This is a genomic window from Methylobacterium oryzae, from assembly GCF_021398735.1.
GTDB lineage: Bacteria > Pseudomonadota > Alphaproteobacteria > Rhizobiales > Beijerinckiaceae > Methylobacterium.
Map to the genome: position 1 here is coordinate 2,027,795 of NZ_CP090349.1, position 21,970 is coordinate 2,049,764.

The 21,970-nt window shown below is 71.4% G+C and carries 26 protein-coding genes; 17 read left to right on the plus strand and 9 right to left on the minus strand.

Annotation, left to right across the window (positions count from 1 at the left end; all coding sequences use genetic code 11):
• Positions 1 to 86 precede the first annotated feature (86 nt).
• The 4 genes from nagZ to tatC all read left to right on the plus strand — a co-directional run bounded on the left by nagZ (position 87) and on the right by tatC (position 3,021).
• A complete protein-coding gene (gene nagZ, locus LXM90_RS09680) occupies positions 87 to 1,091 on the plus strand; it encodes a beta-N-acetylhexosaminidase (RefSeq protein WP_234082492.1) in 1,005 nt (334 codons plus the stop codon).
• A 157-nt stretch (positions 1,092 to 1,248) separates the two neighbouring features.
• Positions 1,249 to 1,521, plus strand: coding sequence for a twin-arginine translocase TatA/TatE family subunit (locus LXM90_RS09685; protein ID WP_020092042.1), 273 nt, complete (start codon positions 1,249 to 1,251; stop codon positions 1,519 to 1,521).
• Between the two features lie 103 nt (positions 1,522 to 1,624).
• Positions 1,625 to 2,224, plus strand: coding sequence for a Sec-independent protein translocase protein TatB (gene tatB / locus LXM90_RS09690; protein ID WP_056528755.1), 600 nt, complete (start codon positions 1,625 to 1,627; stop codon positions 2,222 to 2,224).
• Positions 2,221 to 3,021 carry a twin-arginine translocase subunit TatC gene (gene tatC / locus LXM90_RS09695; RefSeq protein WP_020092044.1) on the plus strand — a complete coding sequence of 267 codons (801 nt, stop codon included), beginning with the start codon at positions 2,221 to 2,223 and terminating at the stop codon, positions 3,019 to 3,021. The genes tatB and tatC overlap by 4 nt, the downstream gene beginning before the upstream one ends.
• Positions 3,022 to 3,036: 15 nt before the next feature.
• Here tatC and LXM90_RS09700 read toward each other — a convergent pair whose 3' ends face one another.
• Together LXM90_RS09700 and tyrS are read right to left on the minus strand one after the other, a co-directional pair.
• Complete coding sequence (locus LXM90_RS09700; RefSeq protein ID WP_103984760.1) at positions 3,037 to 3,720, minus strand: response regulator; 684 nt, start codon at positions 3,718 to 3,720, stop codon at positions 3,037 to 3,039.
• A 32-nt stretch (positions 3,721 to 3,752) separates the two neighbouring features.
• Entirely contained in the window at positions 3,753 to 5,024 is a 1,272-nt protein-coding gene (gene tyrS / locus LXM90_RS09705) for a tyrosine--tRNA ligase (protein ID WP_042675258.1), read from the minus strand.
• 123 nt (positions 5,025 to 5,147) lie between these two features.
• On the opposite strand from tyrS, the gene LXM90_RS09710 reads away from it, so the two are divergent.
• The 4 genes from LXM90_RS09710 to ribB all read left to right on the plus strand — a co-directional run bounded on the left by LXM90_RS09710 (position 5,148) and on the right by ribB (position 9,205).
• The gene (locus tag LXM90_RS09710) at positions 5,148 to 6,281 is read left to right on the plus strand and encodes an anhydro-N-acetylmuramic acid kinase (protein ID WP_020092047.1); all 1,134 of its coding nucleotides are present in this window, start codon (positions 5,148 to 5,150) and stop codon (positions 6,279 to 6,281) included.
• A complete protein-coding gene (locus tag LXM90_RS09715) occupies positions 6,278 to 6,892 on the plus strand; it encodes a DUF3578 domain-containing protein (RefSeq protein WP_042675259.1) in 615 nt (204 codons plus the stop codon). The genes LXM90_RS09710 and LXM90_RS09715 overlap by 4 nt, the downstream gene beginning before the upstream one ends.
• Before the next feature lie 103 nt (positions 6,893 to 6,995).
• Positions 6,996 to 8,096 carry a chorismate synthase gene (aroC, locus tag LXM90_RS09720; RefSeq protein WP_020092049.1) on the plus strand — a complete coding sequence of 367 codons (1,101 nt, stop codon included), beginning with the start codon at positions 6,996 to 6,998 and terminating at the stop codon, positions 8,094 to 8,096.
• 32 nt (positions 8,097 to 8,128) lie between these two features.
• On the plus strand, positions 8,129 to 9,205 hold the full coding sequence (gene ribB / locus LXM90_RS09725) for a 3,4-dihydroxy-2-butanone-4-phosphate synthase (protein ID WP_026604765.1): 1,077 nt from the start codon (positions 8,129 to 8,131) through the stop codon (positions 9,203 to 9,205).
• 20 nt (positions 9,206 to 9,225) lie between these two features.
• On the opposite strand, the gene LXM90_RS09730 is transcribed toward ribB, so the two are convergent.
• Together LXM90_RS09730 and LXM90_RS09735 are read right to left on the minus strand one after the other, a co-directional pair.
• The gene (locus LXM90_RS09730; protein WP_234082495.1) at positions 9,226 to 9,843 is read right to left on the minus strand and encodes a LysE family translocator; all 618 of its coding nucleotides are present in this window, start codon (positions 9,841 to 9,843) and stop codon (positions 9,226 to 9,228) included.
• Positions 9,844 to 9,975: 132 nt separating this feature from the next.
• Positions 9,976 to 10,905, minus strand: coding sequence for a histone deacetylase family protein (locus LXM90_RS09735; protein ID WP_020092052.1), 930 nt, complete (start codon positions 10,903 to 10,905; stop codon positions 9,976 to 9,978).
• A 191-nt stretch (positions 10,906 to 11,096) separates the two neighbouring features.
• On the opposite strand from LXM90_RS09735, the gene LXM90_RS09740 reads away from it, so the two are divergent.
• The 9 genes from LXM90_RS09740 (at position 11,097) to LXM90_RS09780 (ending at position 17,721) form a co-directional block, all read left to right on the plus strand.
• Complete coding sequence (locus LXM90_RS09740; RefSeq protein ID WP_020092053.1) at positions 11,097 to 11,675, plus strand: L,D-transpeptidase; 579 nt, start codon at positions 11,097 to 11,099, stop codon at positions 11,673 to 11,675.
• 162 nt (positions 11,676 to 11,837) lie between these two features.
• Positions 11,838 to 12,278, plus strand: a complete 441-nt coding sequence (locus tag LXM90_RS09745; protein ID WP_020092054.1) for a hypothetical protein — start codon at positions 11,838 to 11,840, stop codon at positions 12,276 to 12,278.
• 100 nt (positions 12,279 to 12,378) lie between these two features.
• Entirely contained in the window at positions 12,379 to 14,382 is a 2,004-nt protein-coding gene (locus tag LXM90_RS09750) for an acetyl-CoA carboxylase biotin carboxylase subunit (RefSeq protein WP_020092055.1), read from the plus strand.
• Between the two features lie 28 nt (positions 14,383 to 14,410).
• On the plus strand, positions 14,411 to 14,761 hold the full coding sequence (locus tag LXM90_RS09755) for a hypothetical protein (protein WP_020092056.1): 351 nt from the start codon (positions 14,411 to 14,413) through the stop codon (positions 14,759 to 14,761).
• A 17-nt stretch (positions 14,762 to 14,778) separates the two neighbouring features.
• Positions 14,779 to 15,210, plus strand: coding sequence for a gamma-glutamylcyclotransferase family protein (locus tag LXM90_RS09760; RefSeq protein ID WP_091676826.1), 432 nt, complete (start codon positions 14,779 to 14,781; stop codon positions 15,208 to 15,210).
• A 146-nt stretch (positions 15,211 to 15,356) separates the two neighbouring features.
• Positions 15,357 to 16,205 carry a formate/nitrite transporter family protein gene (locus LXM90_RS09765; protein WP_020092058.1) on the plus strand — a complete coding sequence of 283 codons (849 nt, stop codon included), beginning with the start codon at positions 15,357 to 15,359 and terminating at the stop codon, positions 16,203 to 16,205.
• Between the two features lie 55 nt (positions 16,206 to 16,260).
• Positions 16,261 to 16,545, plus strand: a complete 285-nt coding sequence (locus tag LXM90_RS09770) for an acylphosphatase (protein ID WP_020092059.1) — start codon at positions 16,261 to 16,263, stop codon at positions 16,543 to 16,545.
• 79 nt (positions 16,546 to 16,624) lie between these two features.
• The gene (locus LXM90_RS09775) at positions 16,625 to 17,398 is read left to right on the plus strand and encodes a DUF599 domain-containing protein (protein ID WP_020092060.1); all 774 of its coding nucleotides are present in this window, start codon (positions 16,625 to 16,627) and stop codon (positions 17,396 to 17,398) included.
• The gene (locus tag LXM90_RS09780) at positions 17,395 to 17,721 is read left to right on the plus strand and encodes a DUF3253 domain-containing protein (protein ID WP_020092061.1); all 327 of its coding nucleotides are present in this window, start codon (positions 17,395 to 17,397) and stop codon (positions 17,719 to 17,721) included. The genes LXM90_RS09775 and LXM90_RS09780 overlap by 4 nt, the downstream gene beginning before the upstream one ends.
• On the opposite strand, the gene LXM90_RS09785 is transcribed toward LXM90_RS09780, so the two are convergent.
• The 5 genes from LXM90_RS09785 to epmA all read right to left on the minus strand — a co-directional run bounded on the left by LXM90_RS09785 (position 17,640) and on the right by epmA (position 21,965).
• Positions 17,640 to 18,485 (minus strand): YdcF family protein, encoded by an 846-nt coding sequence (locus LXM90_RS09785; protein ID WP_020092062.1) that lies wholly within the window; start codon positions 18,483 to 18,485, stop codon positions 17,640 to 17,642. The two genes, LXM90_RS09780 and LXM90_RS09785, sit on opposite strands and share 82 nt — an antisense overlap.
• 5 nt (positions 18,486 to 18,490) lie before the next feature.
• Positions 18,491 to 19,141 carry a dimethylmenaquinone methyltransferase gene (locus LXM90_RS09790; RefSeq protein ID WP_020092063.1) on the minus strand — a complete coding sequence of 217 codons (651 nt, stop codon included), beginning with the start codon at positions 19,139 to 19,141 and terminating at the stop codon, positions 18,491 to 18,493.
• Positions 19,142 to 19,241: 100 nt separating this feature from the next.
• Positions 19,242 to 19,853 (minus strand): glutathione S-transferase family protein, encoded by a 612-nt coding sequence (locus tag LXM90_RS09795; RefSeq protein WP_020092064.1) that lies wholly within the window; start codon positions 19,851 to 19,853, stop codon positions 19,242 to 19,244.
• 16 nt (positions 19,854 to 19,869) lie between these two features.
• Positions 19,870 to 20,913 carry a lysine-2,3-aminomutase-like protein gene (locus tag LXM90_RS09800; protein WP_234082498.1) on the minus strand — a complete coding sequence of 348 codons (1,044 nt, stop codon included), beginning with the start codon at positions 20,911 to 20,913 and terminating at the stop codon, positions 19,870 to 19,872.
• A complete protein-coding gene (epmA, locus tag LXM90_RS09805) occupies positions 20,910 to 21,965 on the minus strand; it encodes an EF-P lysine aminoacylase EpmA (protein WP_026604766.1) in 1,056 nt (351 codons plus the stop codon). Before epmA ends, LXM90_RS09800 begins: the two co-directional genes overlap by 4 nt.
• Between the last annotated feature and the right edge of the window lie 5 nt (positions 21,966 to 21,970).

Below are 21,970 nucleotides of genomic sequence, written 5' to 3' on the forward strand. Positions count from 1 at the left end.
GCCATCGATTCGCGCCGCCCGGCGGCCCTGCCGCCGTTCTCGCGCCGTCTTCGCGCCGCCACCGAGCAGTATCCGAGCCGTTCCAGATGACCTCCCGCGCCCTGATTCTCGGCTGCACCGGCCCGTCGCTCACGGCGGAGGAGAGGGCCTTCTTCCGGGACGTGAAGCCCTGGGGCTTCATCCTGTTCAAGCGCAACATCGGGACGCCCGACGAGGTCCGCGCCCTCACCGGGGCACTCCGGGACTGCGTTGGGTCCGACCGGGCGCCGATCCTGATCGACCAGGAAGGCGGCCGGGTCCAGCGGATGGGCCCGCCCCACTGGCCGGCCTATCCGGCCGGCGGTCGCTACGGTCGGCTGAACGGCAGCGCCGCGACCATCGCCCGCCTCGGCGCGCGCCTCATGGCACACGACCTCGCCGAGGTCGGCATCAACGTCGACTGCGCCCCCGTCCTCGACGTGCCGGCGCCGGGCTCGCACGACATCATCGGCGACCGCGCCTACGCGACGAGTCCGGAACGGGTCGCCGAGATCGGACGCGCCGTCGCCGAGGGCCTGATGGCCGGCGGCGTCCTGCCGGTGATGAAGCACATTCCGGGGCACGGGCGCGCCACCTGCGATAGCCACCACGGCCTCCCGGTGGTCGACGCGACCCGCGCGGATCTCGCCGGGCAGGATTTCCGCACCTTCCGCGCCCTCGCAGACCTGCCGATGGCGATGAGCGCGCACGTCGTCTTCACCGCCATTGACCCCGACCGGCCGGCGACCCAATCAGACACCGTCATCCGCGACATCATCCGCGGCGCCATCCGCTTCGACGGCCTGCTGATGACCGACGACCTGTCCATGCACGCGCTGACCGGCACGTTCCGCGACCGGACGGAGCGCGCCTTCGCGGCGGGGATCGACATCGGCCTCCACTGCAACGGCGCGCGCGACGAGATGCAGGCTGTGGCCGAGGCGGCGCCCGAACTGACCGGCGAGGCCGCGCGGCGCGCCGCCGCTGCGCTGGCGCGGCTCGACCCCGCCGGCGACGGGCTCGACGTCGCGGAAGCCCGCGACCGCTTCGCCGCGGCCCTCGCCGCCGCCTGACCTGAGACACCGCGCGGCGATCCATCGCGGCCTTCCACCGGCCGTGGCATCGCCTCTGCTTGTGTTCGGGCGGCGCGATCCCTAGGTTCGCCCCGAAATCCTCAACCGGACGTGGCGTCACGCTCCCGCTTCTTCGGGGCGCCCGCAGGAGGTTGCCATGGGCAGCATGAGTATCTGGCACTGGGTCATCGTCGCGGTCATCGTGATGCTGCTCTTCGGACGCGGCAAGGTGTCCGACCTGATGGGCGACGTCGCCAAGGGCATCAAGGCCTTCAAGAAGGGCATGGCCGAGGACGAGACCCCGCCGGCGGCCCAGGCCGCGCCGCCGCCGGCCGAGCCGGTTCGCACCATCCCGCACACCGCCGAGACGAGCCCCGGCACCGCGATCCCGGCGAGTCATATCCCCGGCGGCGAGCGCAAGCCGGTCTGAGGGCGAGCTTGACTGTAGGACTGTCAGAGCGCGCGCGCTCGTGTAGAGCCTGACGGGGTCCGGCCGCCGTGCCGGATCTCGGGGCAGCAGGACCGTCGACGACATGCTGGACATGAGCTGGGGCGAGGTGATGCTGATCGGCGGCGTCGCCCTCATCGTCATCGGGCCGAAGGATCTGCCGAAGGCGCTGCGCACCGTCGGGCAGATCACCACGAAGCTGCGCCGCATGGCCGGCGAGTTTCAGATGCAGTTCAACGAGGCGATCCGCGAGGCCGAGCTCGACGACGTCCGGCGCGAGGTCGACGGCATCCGCAACACCGTCCGCACGGCGGGCTCGACCTTCAATCCGGTGCAGACGATCCGCGACGAGCTGAAGGGCGCCGTCGAGGGCCGGGCCAAGATGGGTCCGGAGAAGATGGGACCGGAGATGCCCGGCCCCGAGACACCCCCGGTCGAGACCCGGTCGCTGGCCGACGCCACGGCGCAGCTGAAGGCCGAGCAGGAAGCCGCGGCGGCGCCTCACGCCGCCGATACGCATCCGGTGACGCCAGCCGGCGCGTCGGACCATGGTGCGGCGACCGAGGTCGCGGAGGCGCCCCTGCCCGTGCCCGGCTCGGTGGACGATCCGTTCGGCCCTCCGCCCGACCCGCCCGCCGCGCATCCCGCCACCGAAGAGTCCAAGAACGGCACGGCTGCCCGATGATCAGCGAGGCGGACGAGGCCGAGATCGAGGCGTCCCGGGCGCCCCTGCTCGAGCACCTGATCGAATTGCGGTCGCGGCTGATCAAGTCGCTCATCGCCTTCGTGCTGATGTTCTTCGCGTGCTTCTTCTTCTCGCGCGACATCTACAACGTGCTGGTCTACCCCTACGTCTCGATCGTGGGTGCGCAGAACGCCGAGCTGATCGCCACGCACTTTCTCGAGCAGGTCTTCACCAACATCAAGCTCAGCGTCTTCGGCGCGGCCTTCCTGGCCTTCCCGGTGATCGCGACGCAGATCTACGCCTTCGTGGCACCCGGCCTCTACCGCAACGAGCGCAAGGCGTTCCTGCCCTACCTCGTGGCCACCCCGATCTTCTTCCTGCTCGGCGCGCTCGTGGTGTTCTTCCTGGCGATGCCGCTGCTGATCAAATTCTCGGTGTCGCTCCAGCAGGTGGGCGTCGCCGGGGAGCCGACGATCAAGCTGCTCCCGAAGGTCGACGAGTACCTGTCGCTGATCATGACGCTGATCTTCGCGTTCGGCATCGCCTTCCAGCTGCCGGTAATCCTGACGCTCCTCGGCCAGATCGGGATCATCGACGCGGCGTTCCTGCGCGAGAAGCGTCGTTACGCGATCGTGCTGGTCTTCGTCGCCGCCGCCATCCTGACCCCGCCGGACGTCATCTCGCAGCTCTCCCTCGCGATCCCGATGCTGCTCCTCTACGAGGCCTCGGTGTTCTCGGTGGCGCGGGTCGAGAAGCTGCGCGCCGCGCGGCGCGTCGAGGAGGGGCTGGAGCCCTGAGCCGGTGCGCCGGGCTCAGTCCGGCGCGCGCAGGCGGTAGCCGACGCCGGTCTCGGTGAGTAGGTAGCGCGGGCGCTCGGGATCGGGCTCGAGCTTCTGGCGCAGCTGCCGGATGTAGACGCGCAGGTACTGCGGGTCCGACGAGGCCGGCGCGTGGCGCATGAGCTGCGCGTGGGTGAGCACCTTGCCGGCGTGCTGCACCAGCACGCGCAGGAACTCGTATTCCCGCGGCGACAGCTTCACCTCGCGCTCGCCGACGCGGACGATGCGGCGGACGAGGTCGACCGAGAGGTCCTCGACCCGGAAGACCGGCCGCTCCCCCTGCATGGCGAGGCGATGGCGCAGGGCCGCGCGGATGCGCGCCAGCAACTCGTTCATGCTGAAGGGCTTGGTGACGTAGTCGTCGGCGCCGAGATCGAGAGCCTCGACCTTGCCGCGCTCGTCGTCGCGGCTCGACAGGATCACGACCGGCAGGTCGGGCCAGCGCTCGCGGATCGCCGCCAGGAGGGCGTGGCCGGCCATGTCGGGCAGGCCGAGGTCGAGGATCGCGAGATCCACCCCGCCGGCCTCCAGGGCGGCGAGCGCCGCGGCCCCGTCGGCGGCCTCGACGACCGCGTAGTCCTGCGTCCCGAGACCGGTGCGGAGCAGCCGGCGGATCGGCGGCTCGTCGTCGATCACCAGGATGCGGGCTATGCTCACGCGTTCCGTCCCTCGTGGCGGTCTCGGGCGGCCTATTCGGGCCGCAACAGCACGTGCCGCTTCTTGCCGAAGGAGAGCTTGATCACCCCGTCCGCGGTCACGTCGCCGCGGCCGAGGACAGCCTTCTCGTCCGTGACCGGCACGTCGTTGACCCGCAGGCCGCCGCCCTTGATCTGACGGCGCGCCTCGCTGGTGGACGGCACGAGCTTGGCGACCTCCGGCCCGAAGGCGGTGAGCACGCCGAGGCCCGCCTCCAGGGCGGCGGACGGCACGGTGACGCTCGGGAGGTCGGCGGCCAGCGTCCCCTCGACGAAGGTCTTGCGGGCGGTCTCGGCGGCGGCCTCGGCGGCCTCGCGGCCGTGCATCAGCGCGGTCGCCTCCGTGGCCAGCACCGTCTTGGCCGCGTTGATCTCGGAGCCGGCGAGGGCGGAGAGGCGCGCGATCTCCTCCATGGGCAGCAGGGTGAACAGCTTGAGGAAGCGGGCCACGTCCGCGTCCTCGGTGTTCCGCCAGAACTGCCAGTAATCGTAGGGCTTCAGCATGTCCGGGTTGAGCCAGACGGCGCCGGCCGCGGTCTTGCCCATCTTGGCGCCGGACGACGTGGTCAGCAGCGGGCAGGTCAGGGCGTAGAGCTGCGGCGTGCCCATGCGGCGGCCGAGATCGATGCCGTTGACGATGTTGCCCCACTGGTCCGATCCGCCCATCTGCATGACGCAGCCGTAGCGGCGATTCAGCTCCACGAAGTCGTAGGACTGAAGGATCATGTAGTTGAACTCGAGGAACGACAGCTCCTGGTCGCGCTCCAGGCGCAGGCGCACGCTGTCCATCGACAGCATGCGGTTCACCGAGAAATGGCGGCCGACGTCGCGCAGCATCTCGATGTAGTTGAGCTTGGTCAGCCACTCGGCGTTGTCGACCATCACGGCGTCGCCGGCCGCGTCGCCGAAACGCAGGAACCGGTCGAAGGTCTTGCGGATCTCGGCTTTGTTGGCGTCGATCTGCTCGACGGTGAGGATCTTGCGGGTCTCGTCGCGGCCGGACGGGTCGCCGACCCGGGTCGTGCCGCCGCCCATCAGGGCGATGGGCCTGCCCCCGGTGGCCTGCAGCCAGTGCAGCATCATGATCGACAGGAGGTGCCCGACATGGAGCGAGGGCGCCGTGCAGTCGTAGCCGACATAGGTGGTCAGCCGGCCCTCGAGGGCCGCGGCGTCGATGCCGGCGAGGTCCGAGGTCTGGTGGATATAGCCGCGCTCGGTCAGGATCCGCAGGAAGTCGGATTTCGGCGCGAAGCTCTCGGCGGTCATGGATGCCATCTCGGGTCGCGCGCTGGCGCGACAGGCCGAGGCCCCGCATGCTAGCTCGCGCTGGGTTCAGGATACGGCGCGCTCTTAGCAGGGCGTTGACCGAAAGGCACGGGGCAGCACGGCATGGCGATGATGCGCGCGATCGGACTGATGAGCGGCACCTCGCTGGACGGCGTCGACATCGCGCTGATCGAGACCGACGGCGAGCGCGTCCACGTGGTCAAGGGCCACAACAACTTCCTCGAGCCGCTGGGCCCCACCGGCTACCGCGGCTACGCCGACGACGAGAAGGCGCTGCTGCGCGCCGCCACCAAGGACGCCGAATCCGTCCTCCATCCCGCCGACCGGCCGGGGCGTCTGCCGGAGGCCGAGGCCTTCGTCACCCTCGCCCATGCCGAGGCCGTGGAGCGCTTCCTGGAGGAGCACGGCCTGAATGCCTCCGAGATCGACGTGATCGGCTTCCACGGCCAGACCGTGATCCACCGCCCGGACCAGCGGATCTCGATCCAGATCGGCGACGGGCAGGCGCTGGCGACCCGGCTCGGCATCCCGGTCGTCTCGGACCTGCGCCGGGCCGATATCGAGGCGGGCGGGCAGGGGGCGCCGCTGGTGCCGGTCTTCCATAAGGCGCTCGCCGAGGCGTCGGGCTTCGACGGGCCCTTCGGCATCCTTAACATCGGCGGCGTCGCCAACGCGACGCTGATCGACTCGAAGGGGGGCGTCATCGCCTTCGACACCGGTCCCGGAAACGCCCTGATCGACGAGTGGATGCAGGAGCGCGAGGGCAAGAACCTCGACGATGGCGGCCGCACCGCCGCCCGCGGCCGCCCGGACGAGCAGCTGCTCGCCTGGCTCCTGACGCACCCGTTCTTCTTCCGCAAACCGCCGAAGTCGCTGGACCGGAACTGGTTCTCGCACAAGCTCGCCGGGCAACTCTCGACCGAGGACGGCGCCGCGACGCTCACGGCCTTCACGGCCCGGGCCGTGGCCCGGGCCCTCGACCACGCCCCGGAGGTCCCGACCCGCTGGATCGTGGCCGGCGGCGGCGCCCGCAACGGCGAGCTGGTGCGGCTCCTGAACTACCACCTGCGCGCCGAGATCACGACCGCGGACGCGATCGGCTGGTCCTCCGCCTATCTGGAGGCGCAGGCCTTCGCGTACCTCGCGGTGCGCTCGCTCAAGGGCCTGCCGATCACCTTCCCGGCGACCACCGGGGTACGCGAGGCCATCACCGGCGGGGTGCTGGCGCGGCCGTGAGCCTCGGCTACGCCCTCCGGCGGATCGTCGAGGAATACCCGCTCGCCCGGCTCGATCCGCCGGCCGGCCACCCGCTCGCCGCCGTCATCCGCAGGGGTGCGCCGGACGAGCTGCGCGCCGCCCTGGAGCCGATCGACGGGCCGTTCCTGGTGAAGGGCAGCCCGGGGCGCGGGAGCCACTGGGCCGCGATCCCCTGGATCGCCGTGTTCGATCCCGCCGTCACCACCAGCGCCACGCGGGGCTACTACCTCGTCTACCTGTTTCCGGCGAACCGCGAGGCGGTGCACCTGTCGCTGGCGCAGGGAACGGTGGCGGCGATCCGCAGCCACGGTCCGGCGGCCGGTGCCCATCTTCGCGCCAGCGGCGCCGCGCTCAGGACTCGGCTGTCGGACTTCGCCGACGCGCTGCCGAACGCGGCGATCGCCCTCGGCAGCGCGGGCGAATTGCCGGAGGGCTACGAGGCCGCCCACATCCTCGGCCTCACCTACGCCCTCGCCGATCTCGGCGACGAGCGCCGGCTGCGCCGGGATCTCGCGGCGGCGGTCGCGGCGTACCGGGCGCTCAAGGCGCGGGGCGGGCTCGATCTGCCCGGTTCGCCGAAGGCCCGGTGAGGCTGCCGGGCGCTCCGACCCGTCACCGCGCGCGGGTCTGCCCGGCCGCCCTGCACGGGCCGCGTTTGTGCCCCCGCCGCTCCCGCGCTAAGGCAGCCGCGCCATGTCGCACAACACCTTCGGCCACTTGTTCCGCGTCACGACCTTCGGCGAGAGCCACGGGATCGCGCTCGGCTGCGTCGTCGACGGCTGCCCGCCCGGCCTGCCCCTGGAGGCCGAGGAGATCCAGGCCGAGCTGGATCGCCGGAAGCCCGGCCAGTCGCGCTTCACGACGCAGCGCCGCGAGCCCGATCAGGTCAAGATCCTGTCCGGCGTCTTCGCGGACGACCGCACCGGCGGCCGCCAGCTCACCACCGGCACCCCGATCGCGCTGATGATCGAGAACACGGATCAGCGCTCGAAGGACTACTCGGAGATCCGCGACAGCTACCGCCCCGGCCACGCCGACTACACCTACGACGTGAAGTACGGCATCCGCGACTACCGCGGCGGCGGCCGGTCCTCGGCGCGAGAGACCGCCGCGCGGGTCGCGGCCGGCGCGGTGGCGCGCAAGGTCATCCCGGGCGTGACCATCCGGGCGGCCCTCGTGCAGATGGGCCCGCACGCCATCGACCGGTCCCGCTGGGACTGGGACGCGGTCGGCAACAACCCGTTCTTCTGCCCCGATGCCGAGACGGCGTCCTTCTACGAGACCTATCTCGACGGGCTCCGGAAGGACGGCTCGTCGGTCGGCGCCGTCATCGAGGTCGTCGCCGAGGGCGTGCCGCCCGGTCTCGGCGCACCGGTCTACGGCAAGCTGGACGCGGACCTGGCCGCCGCGATGATGTCGATCAACGCCGTGAAGGGCGTCGAGATCGGCGACGGGTTCGCGGCGGCGGCCCTGCGCGGCGAGGACAACGCGGACGAGATGCGGGCCGGCAACGGCGGCCGGCCGCGCTTCCTGGCGAACCACGCGGGCGGCATCCTGGGCGGCATCTCCAACGGCGAGCCGGTCGTGGTGCGGTTCGCCGTGAAGCCGACCTCCTCGATCCTGACCCCGCGCCGCTCCGTCACCCGCGACGGCGGCGAGGTCGATCTCGTCACCAAGGGCCGGCACGATCCCTGTGTCGGCATCCGCGCCGTGCCGGTCGCGGAGGCCATGATGGCCTGCGTGCTGGCCGATCACTATCTGCGCCATCGCGGACAGGTCGGATCCCAGCCCTGATCCGGGTCCGTCCCAACAATTCGAGAATGCCCGTGCCCCACTGCACCGTCACAGAGGCCATCGCGGCCTTCGCCCGCGGCGAGATCGTGGTCGTCACCGACGACGACGACCGCGAGAACGAGGGCGACCTCGTCGTCGCCGCCTCGCTCTGCACGCCGGAGAAGATGGCGTTCATCATCCGCAACACCTGCGGCATCGTCTGCGCGCCGATCACGCAGGCCGAGGCCCGGCGCCTGCACCTCGCGCCGATGGTGGCGTCGAACGACGCACCGCTGGGCACCGCCTTCACGGTCACGGTCGACGTCAAGCACGGGCTGACGACCGGCATCTCGGCGGAGCAGCGCTGCAACACCGTGCGGGCGCTGGCCAACGGCAACATGGGCGCCGGCGACTTCGTGCGGCCCGGCCACGTCTTCCCGCTGATCGCCCGCGACGGCGGCGTGCTCATGCGCTCGGGCCACACCGAGGCCGCCGTCGACCTGTGCCGCCTCGCCGAGCTGCCGCCCGTAGGCGTGATCTGCGAGCTCGCCAACGACGACGGCACCGTCATGAAGGGGCCGCAGATCGAGACCTTCGCCGAGAAGCACGGCCTCAAGCAGGTCTCGGTGGCTGACCTGATCGCCTATCGGCAGGCCCGCGATCGTCTGGTGGAGCGGGTCGGACACTTCCCGGTGCGCTCGAACCACGGCGACCTGAACGCTTACGTCTTCTCGACGCCCTTCGAGTCGATCCAGCAATTCGCGTTCGTGATGGGCGAGATCGGCGACGGCCGCGACGTGCTGGTGCGCCTGCACCGCTCCAACGTCGCTGCCGACGTGATCGGCGGCGGCAAGCAGATCGACGCCGTGCTCAAGCGCTTCGCGGCGGCCGGGCGCGGCGTGCTGGTCTATCTCCGCGACGGCACCGCGGGTGTCCCGGTCAAGAGCGTCACCGACGAGGGAACGGAGGCGCTGCGGGCGCGGCAGTGGCGCGAGGTCGGGCTCGGCGCCCAGATCCTGCGCGATCTCGGCGTGGTCTCGATCCGCAACCTCGCCACCTCGTCCCGCTCCTATGTCGGCCTCTCGGGCTTCGGTATCGAGCTCCTCGGCGACGAGCCCCTGGAGGGCTGAGGCCCGGAAGAGCGCCCCGGTCAGGCGCGGCGCAGGACGGTCCAGAAAGCCGCGCCGGCCATGATCGCCGCGGCGCCGGGGTTCAGCCGCGCGCGAAAGGCCGGCCGCCGGAGAGACTCGCGCGCCCGCGCCGCCAGCGCCGCGTAGGGCGTCATCACGGCGAAGAGGATCGCGGCCGTGATGACGACGAGGGTGACGCAATCCGCCGCCGTCACGCCCCGCAGATCGACGAGCGTTGGCAGGATCGCGAGGTAGAAGACGATCGTCTTCGGATTGCCCAAGGTGATGGTCAGCCCGGCGACGAAGCTGGTCCACGGCCGGTCCCGCGATTCCCCCTCGACCCGGGCTGCGGCTCCGGCCGCGCGCCAGAGCCGGAACGCCAGGTAGGCCAGGTAGAGCGCCGCGCCGTAGCGGACGACGACGAAGACCGCCCCGAGCGCCTCTGCGATCAGCGACAGGCCGAAGATCGCGGCGGCGAGATAGGTCAGGTCGCCGAGGATCAGGCCGAGCGAGAAGGCCATCGCGGCGCCGAAACCGGCGCCCAGGGCCCGGGCGACGAGGGCGACGACGCCGGGCCCGGGGATCGCGGCAGCGACCCCGAGGGCCAGCGCGTAGGTCAGGAAGCCCGCGAGCGTCATCGAGCGGTGCCCGCGGCCGGGACGGGAATGCTCCGCAGGGGTGGGCGCAGACGGCTCCGTGGCGGCATGGCGGCGATCTCCTCCGAGACGCCGATTATCGCCTGCCGCCGGACGACCGCAACGCAGCCGCCGTCAGCGGCCCATCAGCGCGTCGACGTGGGCGGCCACCGACTTGCCGAGGCCCTCGAGGCTGTAGCCGCCCTCGAGGATCGAGACGACCCGGCCGCCCGCGCAGCGCTCGGCCAGGTCCATCAGGCGGCGGGTCGCCCAGCCGAAATCCTCGGCCTCCAGCCGCAGATTGGCGAGCGGGTCCAGCCGGTGCGCGTCGAAGCCGGCGGAGATCACGATCACGTCCGGCCGGAACGCCTCCAGGCGGGAGAGGATGCCGGTCTCGAACGCCTCGCGGAACACCTCGCCGTCGTCGTTCGGCCGCAGCGGCACGTTGACGATCGTGTCCTTCTCGCCCCGCTCGGACGGCGATCCGGTCCCGGGATAGAGCGGCATCTGGTGGGTCGAGCAGTAGAGCACCGAGGCGTCGTTCCAGAAGATGTCCTGGCTGCCGTTGCCGTGGTGGACGTCCCAGTCCACGAGCGCCACCCGCTCGGCGCCGTGCTTCTTCCGGGCGTGCAGGGCCGCGATGGCGGCGTGGTTGAACAGGCAGAAGCCCATCGCGCGGGTCCGCTCCGCGTGGTGGCCGGGCGGGCGCATGGCCACGAAGGCGTTGCGGCACTCGCCGCCGACGACGGCGTCGACGGCGTGCATCCCGCCGCCCACGGCCCGCAGCGTCGCCTCGAGGCTGCCCGCCGACAGGATCGTGTCGGAATCGATGCCGACCATGCCGTGCTCGGGCACCGCCGCCACCAGCGCGTCCACGTACTCGCGCGGGTGCGCGAGGGTGACGGCCTCGATCTCGCCCCGGGGCGCCGTGGCCCGCACGAGGCCCGCGAAGCGCTCGTCCTCCAGGGCCCGCTCCACCGCGCGCATCCGGGCCGGTCGCTCCGGATGCCCCTCGGGGACCTCGTGATCGAAGCTGGCGGGATGGCTCACGTACAGGGTGGTCACGAGGGTCGCTCCCGGGATGCTCGCCTGTCGCGCACCGGCAACAGGAGCCGGCAATGTGCCACGGGCCCAACGCGCGGACTACGGCGGGGTGCCGTTGCCCCCTTATGGTTGCGTGATTCTTCCACGGGACGGACCCGGATCGGCGATCCGCGCGCCCCGTCCGCGGCCGCGACGACCTTCGAGGCGGGGATATGCGCATTATCTCGGGACTCGGCTGCGCCCTGCTGCTGGCGGGCTGCACCTTCAAGGGCGTGCCCGATCCGGCGCTCTCGGCCCGCGACGCCGAGTACATGGCCCTGGTGCCCGAGGCCGAGTTCGATCCGCACTTCGCCCGCTACGAGATCGCCGACCCGACCCGGGAAGCGCCCGGCACGATCGTCGTCGAGACCAAGGAGCGCCAGCTCTACCTCGTCCTGCCGAACGGCCGGGCGATGCGCTACGGCGTGTCGGTGGGCGACGAGGCGTATGGCTGGACCGGCACGGCCCGGATCGACCGCAAGGCGGAGTGGCCGGCCTGGAACCCGCCGGCCGAGATGATCCGGCGCTGGCCGCACGTCCACGCCATGCAGGGCGGCCCGATGAACCCGCTCGGCGCCCGCGCCCTGTACCTGTCGGATCGCGGTCGGGACACGCTCTACCGGATCCACGGCACGAACGAGCCCGAGAAGATCGGCCAGGCGGTCTCCTCGGGCTGCATCCGAATGCGCAACATCGACGTGGTCGACCTCTACAACCGGGTGCCCGTGGGAGCCACGGTCATCGTCCGGTAACGCAACCGGTCAACGTCCCAATAAGCCTGCTTGCTCGGGGGGTGTTTACCTGAACTTCCGTTCAGATCTCGCCATTAACCTCTGGAAGGGGAGCGGTCCCGTAAGTTGAAGACACACAGGGACTAGAGCCGACCGCAACAAAGGTCGGGGAGGCAGGCGATCATGACCACCATTTCCGTTCAACAGTTCTGCAACCATGCTGTCTCGGCCGGCACGATCAGCGACGAGGACCTGCTCGTCCTGAAGCGCGAGGTTCTCCCGGACGGCCTCATGAACCGCGAGGAGGCCGACCTCCTGATCGCCCTCGAGCGGGCGGTGATCGGTTCCGACGCCTTCGCCGACTTCCTGGTCGCCTCGGTCGTCGACTTCGCCGTGTGGGGCTCGCGCCCGACCGGCTACATCGACCGCGACGTCGCCGCGTGGCTCGCCGCCTCGCTCAGCGGCCGCGACGGCCCGAGCGCGGTGGGTGCCCGGATCGCCATGGAAGTCGTCCGCGAGGCCGAGAGCAGCGCCGAATCACTGGTGGCCTTCGCCCTCGAGGCCAACCGTCGCGCCCGCGACACGGTCCAGGCCCCGCGCATGACCTTCGCCCTGGCCGCCTGAGCCTCAGACCAAGGCGCAGCTTCCGTCGGCGGCGCAACTGATCTATCGGGACAGTCAAGCCGGTGCGCAATCCGGCGATCTCGAAAGCAGTGCGCCAGCGATGTTCGACAAGATCCTGATTGCCAACCGGGGTGAGATCGCCTGCCGGGTGATCAAGACGGCCCGGAGGATGGGCATCAAGACCGTAGCGGTCTACTCGGATGCCGATCGCGACGCCGTGCACGTCGCCATGGCCGACGAGGCCGTGCATATCGGGCCCGCTGCCGCCTCCGAATCGTACCTCGTGATCGAGAAGATCGTCGAGGCCTGCAAGAAGACCGGCGCCCAGGCCGTCCATCCGGGATACGGCTTCCTCTCCGAGCGCGAGGCCTTCCCGAAGGCGCTCGAGGCCGCCGGCATCGTGTTCATCGGCCCCAACCCGGGGGCCATCGCCGCCATGGGCGACAAGATCGAGTCGAAGAAGGCGGCGGCCGCCGCCGAGGTCTCGACGGTTCCGGGCTTCCTCGGCGTGATCGAATCACCCGAGCACGCCAGGAAGATCGCCGACGAGATCGGTTACCCGGTGATGATCAAGGCCTCCGCGGGCGGCGGCGGCAAGGGGATGCGCATCGCCTACTCGGGCGAGGAAGTGGCGGAGGGCTTCGCCCGCGCCAAGTCGGAGGCGGCCTCCTCCTTCGGCGACGACCGCGTCTTCATCGAGAAGTTCATCACCGACCCGCGCCACATCGAGATCCAGCTGATCGGCGACAAGCACGGCAACGTCGTCTACCTCGGCGAGCGCGAGTGCTCGATCCAGCGCCGTAACCAGAAAGTGATCGAGGAGGCGCCGTCGCCGCTCCTCGACAAGAAGACCCGCCGCAAGATGGGCGAGCAGGCCGTCGCGCTCGCCAAGGCGGTGAACTACGATTCGGCCGGCACGGTCGAGTTCGTCGCCGGGCAGGACAAGTCCTTCTACTTCCTGGAGATGAACACCCGTCTGCAGGTCGAGCATCCGGTCACCGAGATGATCACCGGCCTCGACCTCGTCGAGCTGATGATCCGCGTCGCGGCCGGCGAGAAGCTGCCGATCACCCAGGACGACGTGAAGCTGAACGGCTGGGCGGTCGAGAGCCGCGTCTACGCCGAGGACCCGACCCGCAACTTCCTGCCCTCGATCGGTCGGCTGACCACCTACCGTCCGCCGGAGGAGGGCCAGCAGGGCACGGCGATCATCCGCAACGATACCGGCGTGGAGGAGGGCGGCGAGATCGCCATCCACTACGACCCGATGATCGCCAAGCTGGTCTCCTGGGCGCCGACCCGGGCCGAGGCGATCGCCGCGCAGGGCGAGGCCCTCGACGCCTTCGCCATCGACGGCATCCGCCACAACATCCCGTTCCTCTCGGCGCTGATGGCCCATCCGCGCTGGCAGGAGGGTCGGCTGTCCACAGGCTTCATCGCCGAGGAATTCCCCGAGGGTTTCACGGCTCCGGAGCCCGCCGGCCCGGTGGCGATCCGCATGATGGCGGCGGCGGCGGCGATCGACCACAAGCTCAACCAGCGCAAGCGCGGCATCTCCGGGCAGATGCGCGCGCCCGGCCTCTTCGCCTTCGAGCGTGAGCGCGTGGTGATCCTGGCGGGTCAATCCTTCCCGGTGACGGTCGAGCCGGAGGGCGAGGACATCCTCGTCACCCGCGACGACGGCACGGCGCTCACGGTGGCGAGCGCCTGGCGCCCGGGCGAGCCGGTCTGGATCGGCACGATCGGCTCGGAGCGCGTGGCGATCCAGGTGCGCAGCCTGCTCAACGGCGTGTTCCTGCAGCACGCCGGCGCGGCCGCCGAGGCCCGGGTCTACACCCGCCGCGAGGCGGAGCTCGCCGCCCTGATGCCGGTGAAGGAGCAGGCCGGCTCGGGCAAGCAGGTGCTCTGCCCGATGCCCGGCCTCGTGAAGCAGATCCTCGTCACCGAGGGCCAGGAGGTGAAGAACGGCGAGCCGATCGCGGTCGTCGAGGCCATGAAGATGGAGAACGTCCTCCGCGCCGAGCGCGACGCGACGGTGGGGAAGATCCACGCCAAGGAGGGCGACAGCCTCGCGGTCGACGCGGTGATCCTGGAATTCGCCTGATCGCGGGGCACGCGTCGCGCTCGCGGCCGTGACTACGGTTCACAATGAGCAGACCAAGCTGCTGGCGACGGCGCTGAACAACATCGCGGTTGCCTACGTCGTCATCGGCTTCGTCACGCCGATGACGGCCGCGAGCTTCGGTGTGCCGAGTGCACCGGCGCTGCGCGTCGAGAACGCGATCTTCACGCTCGTTTGGCTGGGGACCGGCTGCGCAGTACTGTTACGGTGCGAGGCGTGCCCTCCAGAGCCTGAAGCCGTGAACTACGACTGGATCTTCGTAACGTTCGGCATTCCGGCGATCACGCTGGCGATCGCCTACGCGGCCGTGCGCGCGAACGAGCGGGCCGCGCAGCGCCTCGATCCCCCAGCGGGCGAGTAGGCTCTCACAGCTCCGGCATGCCCCTCTATTTCGCCTACGGCGCCAACATGGATGCCGCCGCGATGGCGCTGCGCTGCCCGGTTTCGCGGCTGATCGGCGGCGGACATCTGCCGAACCACCGCTTCATCATCATGCGCGAGGGCTACGCGTCGGTCGTGCCCGATCGAAGGCGCACCGTCTGGGGCGTCCTGTGGGAACTCGCTCCCGACGACATCCCGGCCCTCGACCGCTACGAGGGCGTCGCCGGGGGGCTCTACACCAAGGCGGCGCTGCCGGTCCGCACCGGGGAGGGCGTCAAGCGCGCCCTGATCTATCGCGGATGCTCGACCGCGCCCGGCCGTCCGAGGCCCGGATACCTGGAGGCGGTCGTCGCGGCGGCGCGCGCGGCGCAGCTGCCGCCCGCCTATCTTCGGGAACTCGGCACCTGGGCCCGCGGCCTGCCCGCCTGAGCGTCGCGCAGTTGGTACGCGACATGCTTGCCCACGAGCGAGCTGGAGGGCGAGCGGCAGCACCGCGCCCGTCCGGCCATCCGTGATTGCGCGGCGCGCCCGTCGGTCAACGACGATCGGCGTGCGTTCGCGAGGGAGAGTTGTGCATGTCGTATCTGGCGCCCGCCGATTTCGTGAAGAAGGCCGTCGATGCCGGTGAGGCGAAGGTCTTCATGGCTACCAAGGACACGTTCATCCGAGCCTACATGGCCGGCGCGATCCTGGCGCTCGCCGCCGCCTTCGCGGTGAGCGTCAACCAGGCGACCGGCCAGCCGCTGGTCGCGGCGCTGCTGTTCCCGGTCGGCTTCTCGATGCTGTACCTGCTCGGCTACGACCTGTTCACCGGCGTCTGCGTGCTCACGCCGCTCGCCCTCATCGACAAGCGCCCCGGCGTCACCGTGGCCGGCGTCGCCCGCAACTGGGTGCTGGTCTTCTTCGGCAACTTCGCGGGCGCCCTGACCACCGCGGTGATGATGTCGATCGTCTTCACCTTCGGCTTCGCCACCGAGCCGAACGCCGTCGGCAAGCTCATCGCCGGGATCGGCGAGGCGCGCACCCTCGGCTACGAGAAGTACGGCGCCTCGGGGATGCTGACGCTCTTCGTCCGCGCCATGCTGTGCAACTGGATGGTCTCGACCGGCGTCATCGGCGCCATGCTGTCGACCTCGGTGCCCGGCAAGGTCATCGCGATGTGGATGCCGATCACGGTGTTCTTCTTCATGACCTTCGAGCACTCGGTGGTGAACATGTTCCTGTTCCCGTCGGCGATCCTCATGGGCGGCCACCTCACGGTGATGGACTACCTGCTCTGGAACGAGATCCCGACGCTGATCGGGAACATCGTGGGCGGCATCGCCTTCACGGGCCTGATGCTCTACTCCACGCATGTCCGCACCGGCGCGACGCGGACCCCGGCCCTCGGTGCCGGCATGCGTCGCCCGATCGCGGCCGAGTGAGGCCATCCCGGCCCGCGCCGCCGGCGCGGGCCCATCCAGGCGAGACCGCGCCCGCATGAGCGAGACCCGGACGATCTCCGTCATCGTCACCGGTCGCGTCCAGGGCGTGTCCTACCGGGCCTGGACGCAGTCCGAGGCCCGCGCCCGCGGCCTCGCCGGCTCCGTGCGCAATCGCGACGACGGCACGGTCGAGGCGGTCTTCAGCGGCGCGCCGGAGGCCGTGGCGGAGATGGCGGCCCTGTGCCGGTCGGGTCCGCCGGGTGCGCGCGTGACCGACGTGGCCGCGCGGGACGGCGGCGACGTGCCGCGCGACGGCGAATTCCGGATCCTGCGCGACTGAGATCGCCGCGGCGGGTTCAGCGCGCGCCCGCGGACTGGTATGGCGGATGGCCCCTTCGCGTATCCGCCATCCGGAGACCATGACCGACCTGTCCGCCGGCAGCGCCGCCTTCTCGCATCTCGATCTCGCGGCGCTGCTCTACTTCGTCCTCGCCTGGATCGCCTACGGCCTGTCCGTCGGCCGGCTGCGCGGCAGGATGGTCTCCCTCAGCCAGATCATGAACGGCCACCGGGCCAACTGGGCGCGCCAGGTCATCGGCCGCGACAACCGGGTGGTCGACACGCAGATCAACGCCTCGCTGCAGAACGGTACGGCCTTCTTCGCCTCGACTTCGCTCATCGCGCTGGGTTCCGTCCTGACCCTGTCGCGCTCCGGGGACGACGTCCTGAACCTGTTCGCCACGCTGCCCTTCGGGACGGTGGCCAATCGCCTGACCTGGGAGCTGAAGGTCGCCGGCCTCGCGCTGATCTTCGTCTACGCGTTCTTCAAATTCGCCTGGGCCTACAGGCTGTTCAATTACACGGCGATCCTGCTGGGCGCCGTGCCGCACAAGGGGTCCGGCACGAGCGACGTCGAGATGCTGCGGGCGGTGCGGCGGCTCGCGGCCATGAACGTCAGCGCCGGGCGGCACTTCGCCCGCGGTCAGCGCGCGTTCTTTTTCGCGCTGGCCTATCTCGGCTGGTTCATCAGCCCCTACGTGCTGTTCGTCTCGACGACGGCCGTCGTGATCATCATGTGGCGCCGCCAGTTTGCCTCGGAGATCCGCAAGGCTCTCCTCGAAGCCGGGGAGGGGCCCCACGAGGGACCGCTCGAGGCGCCGCTCCTGTCGCCCGCCGAAGAGGCCCGCACATGACCGACCCACGACCCGACGACGCCGCGATCGAGACGGCGATGCTGCGCCTCGTGGCCGAGCGCGGCGCCGACAAGACCGTCTGCCCCTCGGAGGTCGCCCGCGCCCTCGGCGGCCCGCACCCGGACGGCTGGGGCCCGCTGATGCAGCCTGTGCGCCGGGTCGCGGTGCGGCTCGCCCATGCCGGGCGGATCGCGATCCTGCGGAAGGGGAAGCCCGTCGACCCGGACGATTTCCGCGGGATCTACCGCCTGTCGCTGCCGACCTCCGATGCGGCCTCGGAAGCCCCCCTGGAATCCGGTCCCGGCAGCCAGTCCGGCGTGTAGCCGGACAGGCGATAGGCGACGAGGCCGATCCACTCCTTCACGGCCAGGTCGAACTGGAGCAGCCCGTCCGACGCGAAGCCGTGGAAATGCGCGACGTCGCCCCAGCCGCGGGTCCGGTAATCCACCGGGAACGCGTCCACCGCGAATCCGGCCTGGCGGAAGCAGCCGACCGCCCGGGGCATGTGCCAGGCCGAGGTCACGAGCAGCCAGCGCTCGCCGGGCTTCGGCTGCACCAGGGCCGCCGAGAAGGCGGCGTTCTCGTGGGTGTTGCGTGAGCGGTTCTCCAGGATAAGGCGCGTCCGCGGAACGCCGATCACGTCCGCCTGCCGGCTCACGATGTCGGCTTCGGCCATGCCGCCCGCGATGAAGCCGCTGCCGCCGGAGAAGACCAGCCGCGCCGCCGGGTAGCGCCGGGCGAGGTCGGCGAGATAGATCGGCCGCTCGCCGGCATCGTTGACGACGATCTGGCGACGCGCCTCCGAGAGGCCCGTCTCGATGCCGCCGCCCAGCACGATGATCCCGGCCGGGGCCGGCCCGTCATCCGGATAGGCGGGGAAGCGCTGCTCGAGGGGGATCAGGGCCACGTCCGACAGGGGCGCCAGCCCGGCCGCGCCGAGCAGCAGGGTGCCGAGCAGCGCCAGACCGAGGCCGGCCCTCCGCCACCGCGTCACCGCCGCGACGGCGATCCCGAGCAGGATCGCGAAGATGCAGAAGTTCGACGGGGTGATCAGGAAGAAGATCACCTTCGAGACGGGGAAGAACACGGTGCTCAGGCCGGCTTCGTCTCGGCCTCGAACCGGGCGAGCGCCGCGGCGTCCGGCGGAAGGAGACTCGCGAGGTCGGCGCCGCGCTCGACCTCGCGCTGGATCCAGAGATCGAGGCGCTGCTGCTCGACGGCCTCCAGGGCGACCCGCTCGGCGAGCGCCGCCGGCACGGCGACGAGGCCGCTCGAGTCGCCGACCAGGATATCGCCGGGATGGATGGCGGCGCCGCCGCAGGCGACGCGCTCCTGCGTGCCGACCAGGGCCAGGGCCCCTGTGGCCGCGGCCGGCCGGCACCAGGCGGGGAGGCCGATCTCCTCGGGCAGGGCCGCGTCGGTGATCAGACCGACGGCGCCGCGCTGGGCGAGGCGTGCCGCCAGGATCGCTCCGAATGGCAGGGCGAGGGCGGAGGCCGCGGCATCGATCACGACCACAGCGCCTTCGGGGACGGCATCGATGGCCGCGGCGAGATCGCCCGCGGCGTCGTCGCGGGCCGGGATCATCCGCATCGTGTAGGCGGGCCCGACCACGGTTCCGCTCCCCCGCGCCGAGAGCCCGTGTGGCGTGCAGGCCTTCACCCCGGCCCGCGCAAGGGCGCGGGCGAGGCTCGCCGGTGTCACGGCGGAGAGCGCGTCGCGCAGGGTTGGGTCGATCGCCATCGGGGGCTCCGTGAAAGGCCGGTCCCGGTCCGGGCGGCGCGGTCGGGGAAGGTGGATCGCGCGGGCGTGCCGGCAAGGCTCCGGGCGCCCGCGGCGGCCGTCAGGCGATGGGCTCGCCGAGCGCCCGGGCGGCACCGGGCCGGACGGCGATCCGGTCGTACCAGCGCCGCAGCGCCGGGCGCTCGATCCGCTCGGCCGGAAGGTTCAGCCAGCGATGCGCCGCGCAGCCGAGGGCGATGTCAGCGATGCCGAAGCTGTCGCCGACCGCGTAGGTCCGGTCCGCGAGATGGCGGTCGAGGATCTCCGCCATGGCCTCGCTCTTCTTCAGCGATGCGGCGATCAGGCCGCGGTCCGGATCGGCCGCGCGGTAGAGCTGCCAGAAGGCGTCGCGCATGGCCGGCGTGAAGCTCGTGGCCTGCCAGTCGAGCCACTGCTCCGCGTGGGCGCGCGCCCGGGGGTCAGCCGGCAGGGCCAGGGCCGGGCTCACCGCCGCCAGGTAGCGGAGGATCGCGTTGGATTCCCACAGGACGAAGCCGTCCTCCTCCAAGGTCGGGACGAGGCCGTTCGGGTTCATCGCGCGGTAGCCGGGGTCGTCGACGACCCCGTGGGCGCCGCCGGCCTCGACCCGCTCGTACGGCAGGCCCGTCTCGTCGAGTCCCCACACCGCCTTCTGCACGTTCACCGAGGTGAGGCGGCCCCAAAGCCTGCGCATAATCGAAGAGTCTCCGTCACGCCTTCGGCGGGTAGGCGTGGTCCTGCCCGCCCGGATCGGTCACGCGCACCCCGTCGGGGGTGTCGTGCAGGTAGCCCGGTCCGATCGGCACCTTGCCGTGGCCGCCGGGAATGTCGAGCACGTAGGTCGGCTGGGCGAGGCCGGAGAGGCGGCCGCGCAGGGCGCGCATCAGCGCCTGCCCCTTGGGCACGTCCGTGCGCAGGTGGGCCGTCCCGGGGGCCAAGTCGCCGTGGTGGAGATAGTACGGTTTGATCCGGTTCTCGACGAGGATCCGCATCAGCGCCTCGAGGGTCGCGGCCTCGTCGTTGACGCCGCGCAGGAGCACCGACTGGCTGACCAGGGGAATGCCGGCATCGACCAGCCGGGCGCAGGCGGCGCTGGCGGCGGCGGTGAATTCCCGCGGATGGTTCGCGTGCACGGCGACGAAGACCGCCCGCCCGAACCGCTTGAGCGCCTGGACCAGGGCATCGGAGACGAGATCGGGCTTCACCACGGGCACGCGCGTGTGGACCCGCATGACCCGGACATGGGGGATGGCGGCGAGGCGCTCCGCGATGGCGCCGAGGCGGCGCGGCGAGAGCGCGAACGGGTCGCCGCCGGTGAGCACCACCTCCCAGATCCGCGGATCCTGCGCGATGTAGGCGAGGGCGGCGTCGAGTTCGGCGTCGGTGAGGGTCCCGAGCCCGTCGGGTCCGACCGTCTCCCGGCGGAAGCAGAAGCGGCAGTAGACAGGGCAGATGTGGAGCGGCTTCAGCAGCACGCGGTCCGGGTAGCGGTGCACGATCCCCGTCACCGGGGCGTGGGCGGCGTCGCCGATCGGGTCGGCGCGCTCCTCCGGCGTCGCCACGGCTTCCGCGGCGCGGGGCACGAACTGGCGGCCGATCGGGTCGTCGGGGTCCTGCGGGTCGATCAGCTCGGCCATGTCGGGCGTCACCGAGACCGCGTAGCGCGCGAGGACGGCGCCGAGGGCCTCGGCCTCCGCCCCCGAGATCAGGCCGCCGGTGAGGAGGTCGTCCGCGCTGCGCAGGACCCGGTTCATGGCCGCGTCTCCGCCACGGGAGTCCAGATCACGTCCTCGACCCGGGTAGCCCCGCAGGCCAGCATCGCCAGGCGGTCGAAGCCCAGGGCGACTCCCGACGCCTCCGGCATGACGGCCAGCGCCGCGAGGAACTCGTCGTCGATCGGGTAGCGCTCGCCGTAGACCCGCTGCTTCTCGGCCATCTCGGCCTCGAACCGGCGGCGCTGCTCCGCCGGGTCGGTCAGCTCGCCGAACGCGTTGGCCAGCTCGACGCCGCAGGCGTAGAGTTCGAACCGCTCGGCCACCCGCGGGTCGTGCGGCGCCGGACGGGCGAGGGCGGCCTCGCTGACCGGGTACTCGCACAGGATGGTCGGGCGGCCGAGGCCGAGATGCGGCTCGATCCGCGCGACGAGGACGCGGGAGAACAGGTCGGCCCAGGTATCGTCCGGGGCGACCCGGAGGCCGGAGGCCGCGACGGCGGCGGCCAGAGTCTCGCGGTCCGTCTCGCCGCCCGGCGCGACGCTCGCCAGCAGGTCGATCCCGGCGAAGCGGTCGAAGGCCTCGGCCAGGGTGAGGCGCTCCGGCTCGGCGAAGGGATCCGTCTCCCGGTCGCGGAAGGTGAAGCGGCGGGCGCCGGCGGTCTCGGCCGCGCCGGCGAGCAGGTCGGCGCAATCCGCCATCAGCGCCGTGTAGGGGGCGCCGGCCCGGTACCACTCGAGCATCGTGAATTCGGGATGGTGCAGCGGCCCGCGCTCGCGGTTTCGGAACACCCGGGCGACGCTGAACAGTCGTGGCTCGCCCGCCGCCAGCAGCTTCTTGCAGGCGAATTCCGGCGAGGTGTGCAGGTAGAGGGACGTGCGGGCGCCGCTCGCACCGACGGCCTCGGTGGCGAAGGCGGACAGGTGCGCCTCGTTGCCGGGCGAGACCTGCAGGCAGGCGGCCTCGGCCTCGACGAAGTCGCGGTCCGCGAACCACGCGCGGAACGCCGCGAGGACGCGGTTGCGCAGGAGCAGCGCCGGGCGCCGGTCGGCGTGGCGGCCGGCCGACCACCAGGGGGAGGCGGGTCCGCTCACGACCG

Coding starts and splice junctions, on each gene's coding strand:
- nagZ (WP_234082492.1), top strand. CDS start 87: ATGACCTCCCGCGCCCTGATTCTCGGCTGCACCGGCCCGTCGCTCACG.
- LXM90_RS09685 (WP_020092042.1), top strand. CDS start 1,249: ATGGGCAGCATGAGTATCTGGCACTGGGTCATCGTCGCGGTCATCGTG.
- tatB (WP_056528755.1), top strand. CDS start 1,625: ATGCTGGACATGAGCTGGGGCGAGGTGATGCTGATCGGCGGCGTCGCC.
- tatC (WP_020092044.1), top strand. CDS start 2,221: ATGATCAGCGAGGCGGACGAGGCCGAGATCGAGGCGTCCCGGGCGCCC.
- tyrS (WP_042675258.1), bottom strand. CDS start 5,024: ATGACCGCCGAGAGCTTCGCGCCGAAATCCGACTTCCTGCGGATCCTG.
- LXM90_RS09710 (WP_020092047.1), top strand. CDS start 5,148: ATGGCGATGATGCGCGCGATCGGACTGATGAGCGGCACCTCGCTGGAC.
- aroC (WP_020092049.1), top strand. CDS start 6,996: ATGTCGCACAACACCTTCGGCCACTTGTTCCGCGTCACGACCTTCGGC.
- LXM90_RS09730 (WP_234082495.1), bottom strand. CDS start 9,843: ATGACGCTCGCGGGCTTCCTGACCTACGCGCTGGCCCTCGGGGTCGCT.
- LXM90_RS09740 (WP_020092053.1), top strand. CDS start 11,097: ATGCGCATTATCTCGGGACTCGGCTGCGCCCTGCTGCTGGCGGGCTGC.
- LXM90_RS09745 (WP_020092054.1), top strand. CDS start 11,838: ATGACCACCATTTCCGTTCAACAGTTCTGCAACCATGCTGTCTCGGCC.
- LXM90_RS09750 (WP_020092055.1), top strand. CDS start 12,379: ATGTTCGACAAGATCCTGATTGCCAACCGGGGTGAGATCGCCTGCCGG.
- LXM90_RS09760 (WP_091676826.1), top strand. CDS start 14,779: ATGCCCCTCTATTTCGCCTACGGCGCCAACATGGATGCCGCCGCGATG.
- LXM90_RS09765 (WP_020092058.1), top strand. CDS start 15,357: ATGTCGTATCTGGCGCCCGCCGATTTCGTGAAGAAGGCCGTCGATGCC.
- LXM90_RS09770 (WP_020092059.1), top strand. CDS start 16,261: ATGAGCGAGACCCGGACGATCTCCGTCATCGTCACCGGTCGCGTCCAG.
- LXM90_RS09775 (WP_020092060.1), top strand. CDS start 16,625: ATGACCGACCTGTCCGCCGGCAGCGCCGCCTTCTCGCATCTCGATCTC.
- LXM90_RS09780 (WP_020092061.1), top strand. CDS start 17,395: ATGACCGACCCACGACCCGACGACGCCGCGATCGAGACGGCGATGCTG.
- LXM90_RS09790 (WP_020092063.1), bottom strand. CDS start 19,141: ATGGCGATCGACCCAACCCTGCGCGACGCGCTCTCCGCCGTGACACCG.
- LXM90_RS09795 (WP_020092064.1), bottom strand. CDS start 19,853: ATGCGCAGGCTTTGGGGCCGCCTCACCTCGGTGAACGTGCAGAAGGCG.
- LXM90_RS09800 (WP_234082498.1), bottom strand. CDS start 20,913: ATGAACCGGGTCCTGCGCAGCGCGGACGACCTCCTCACCGGCGGCCTG.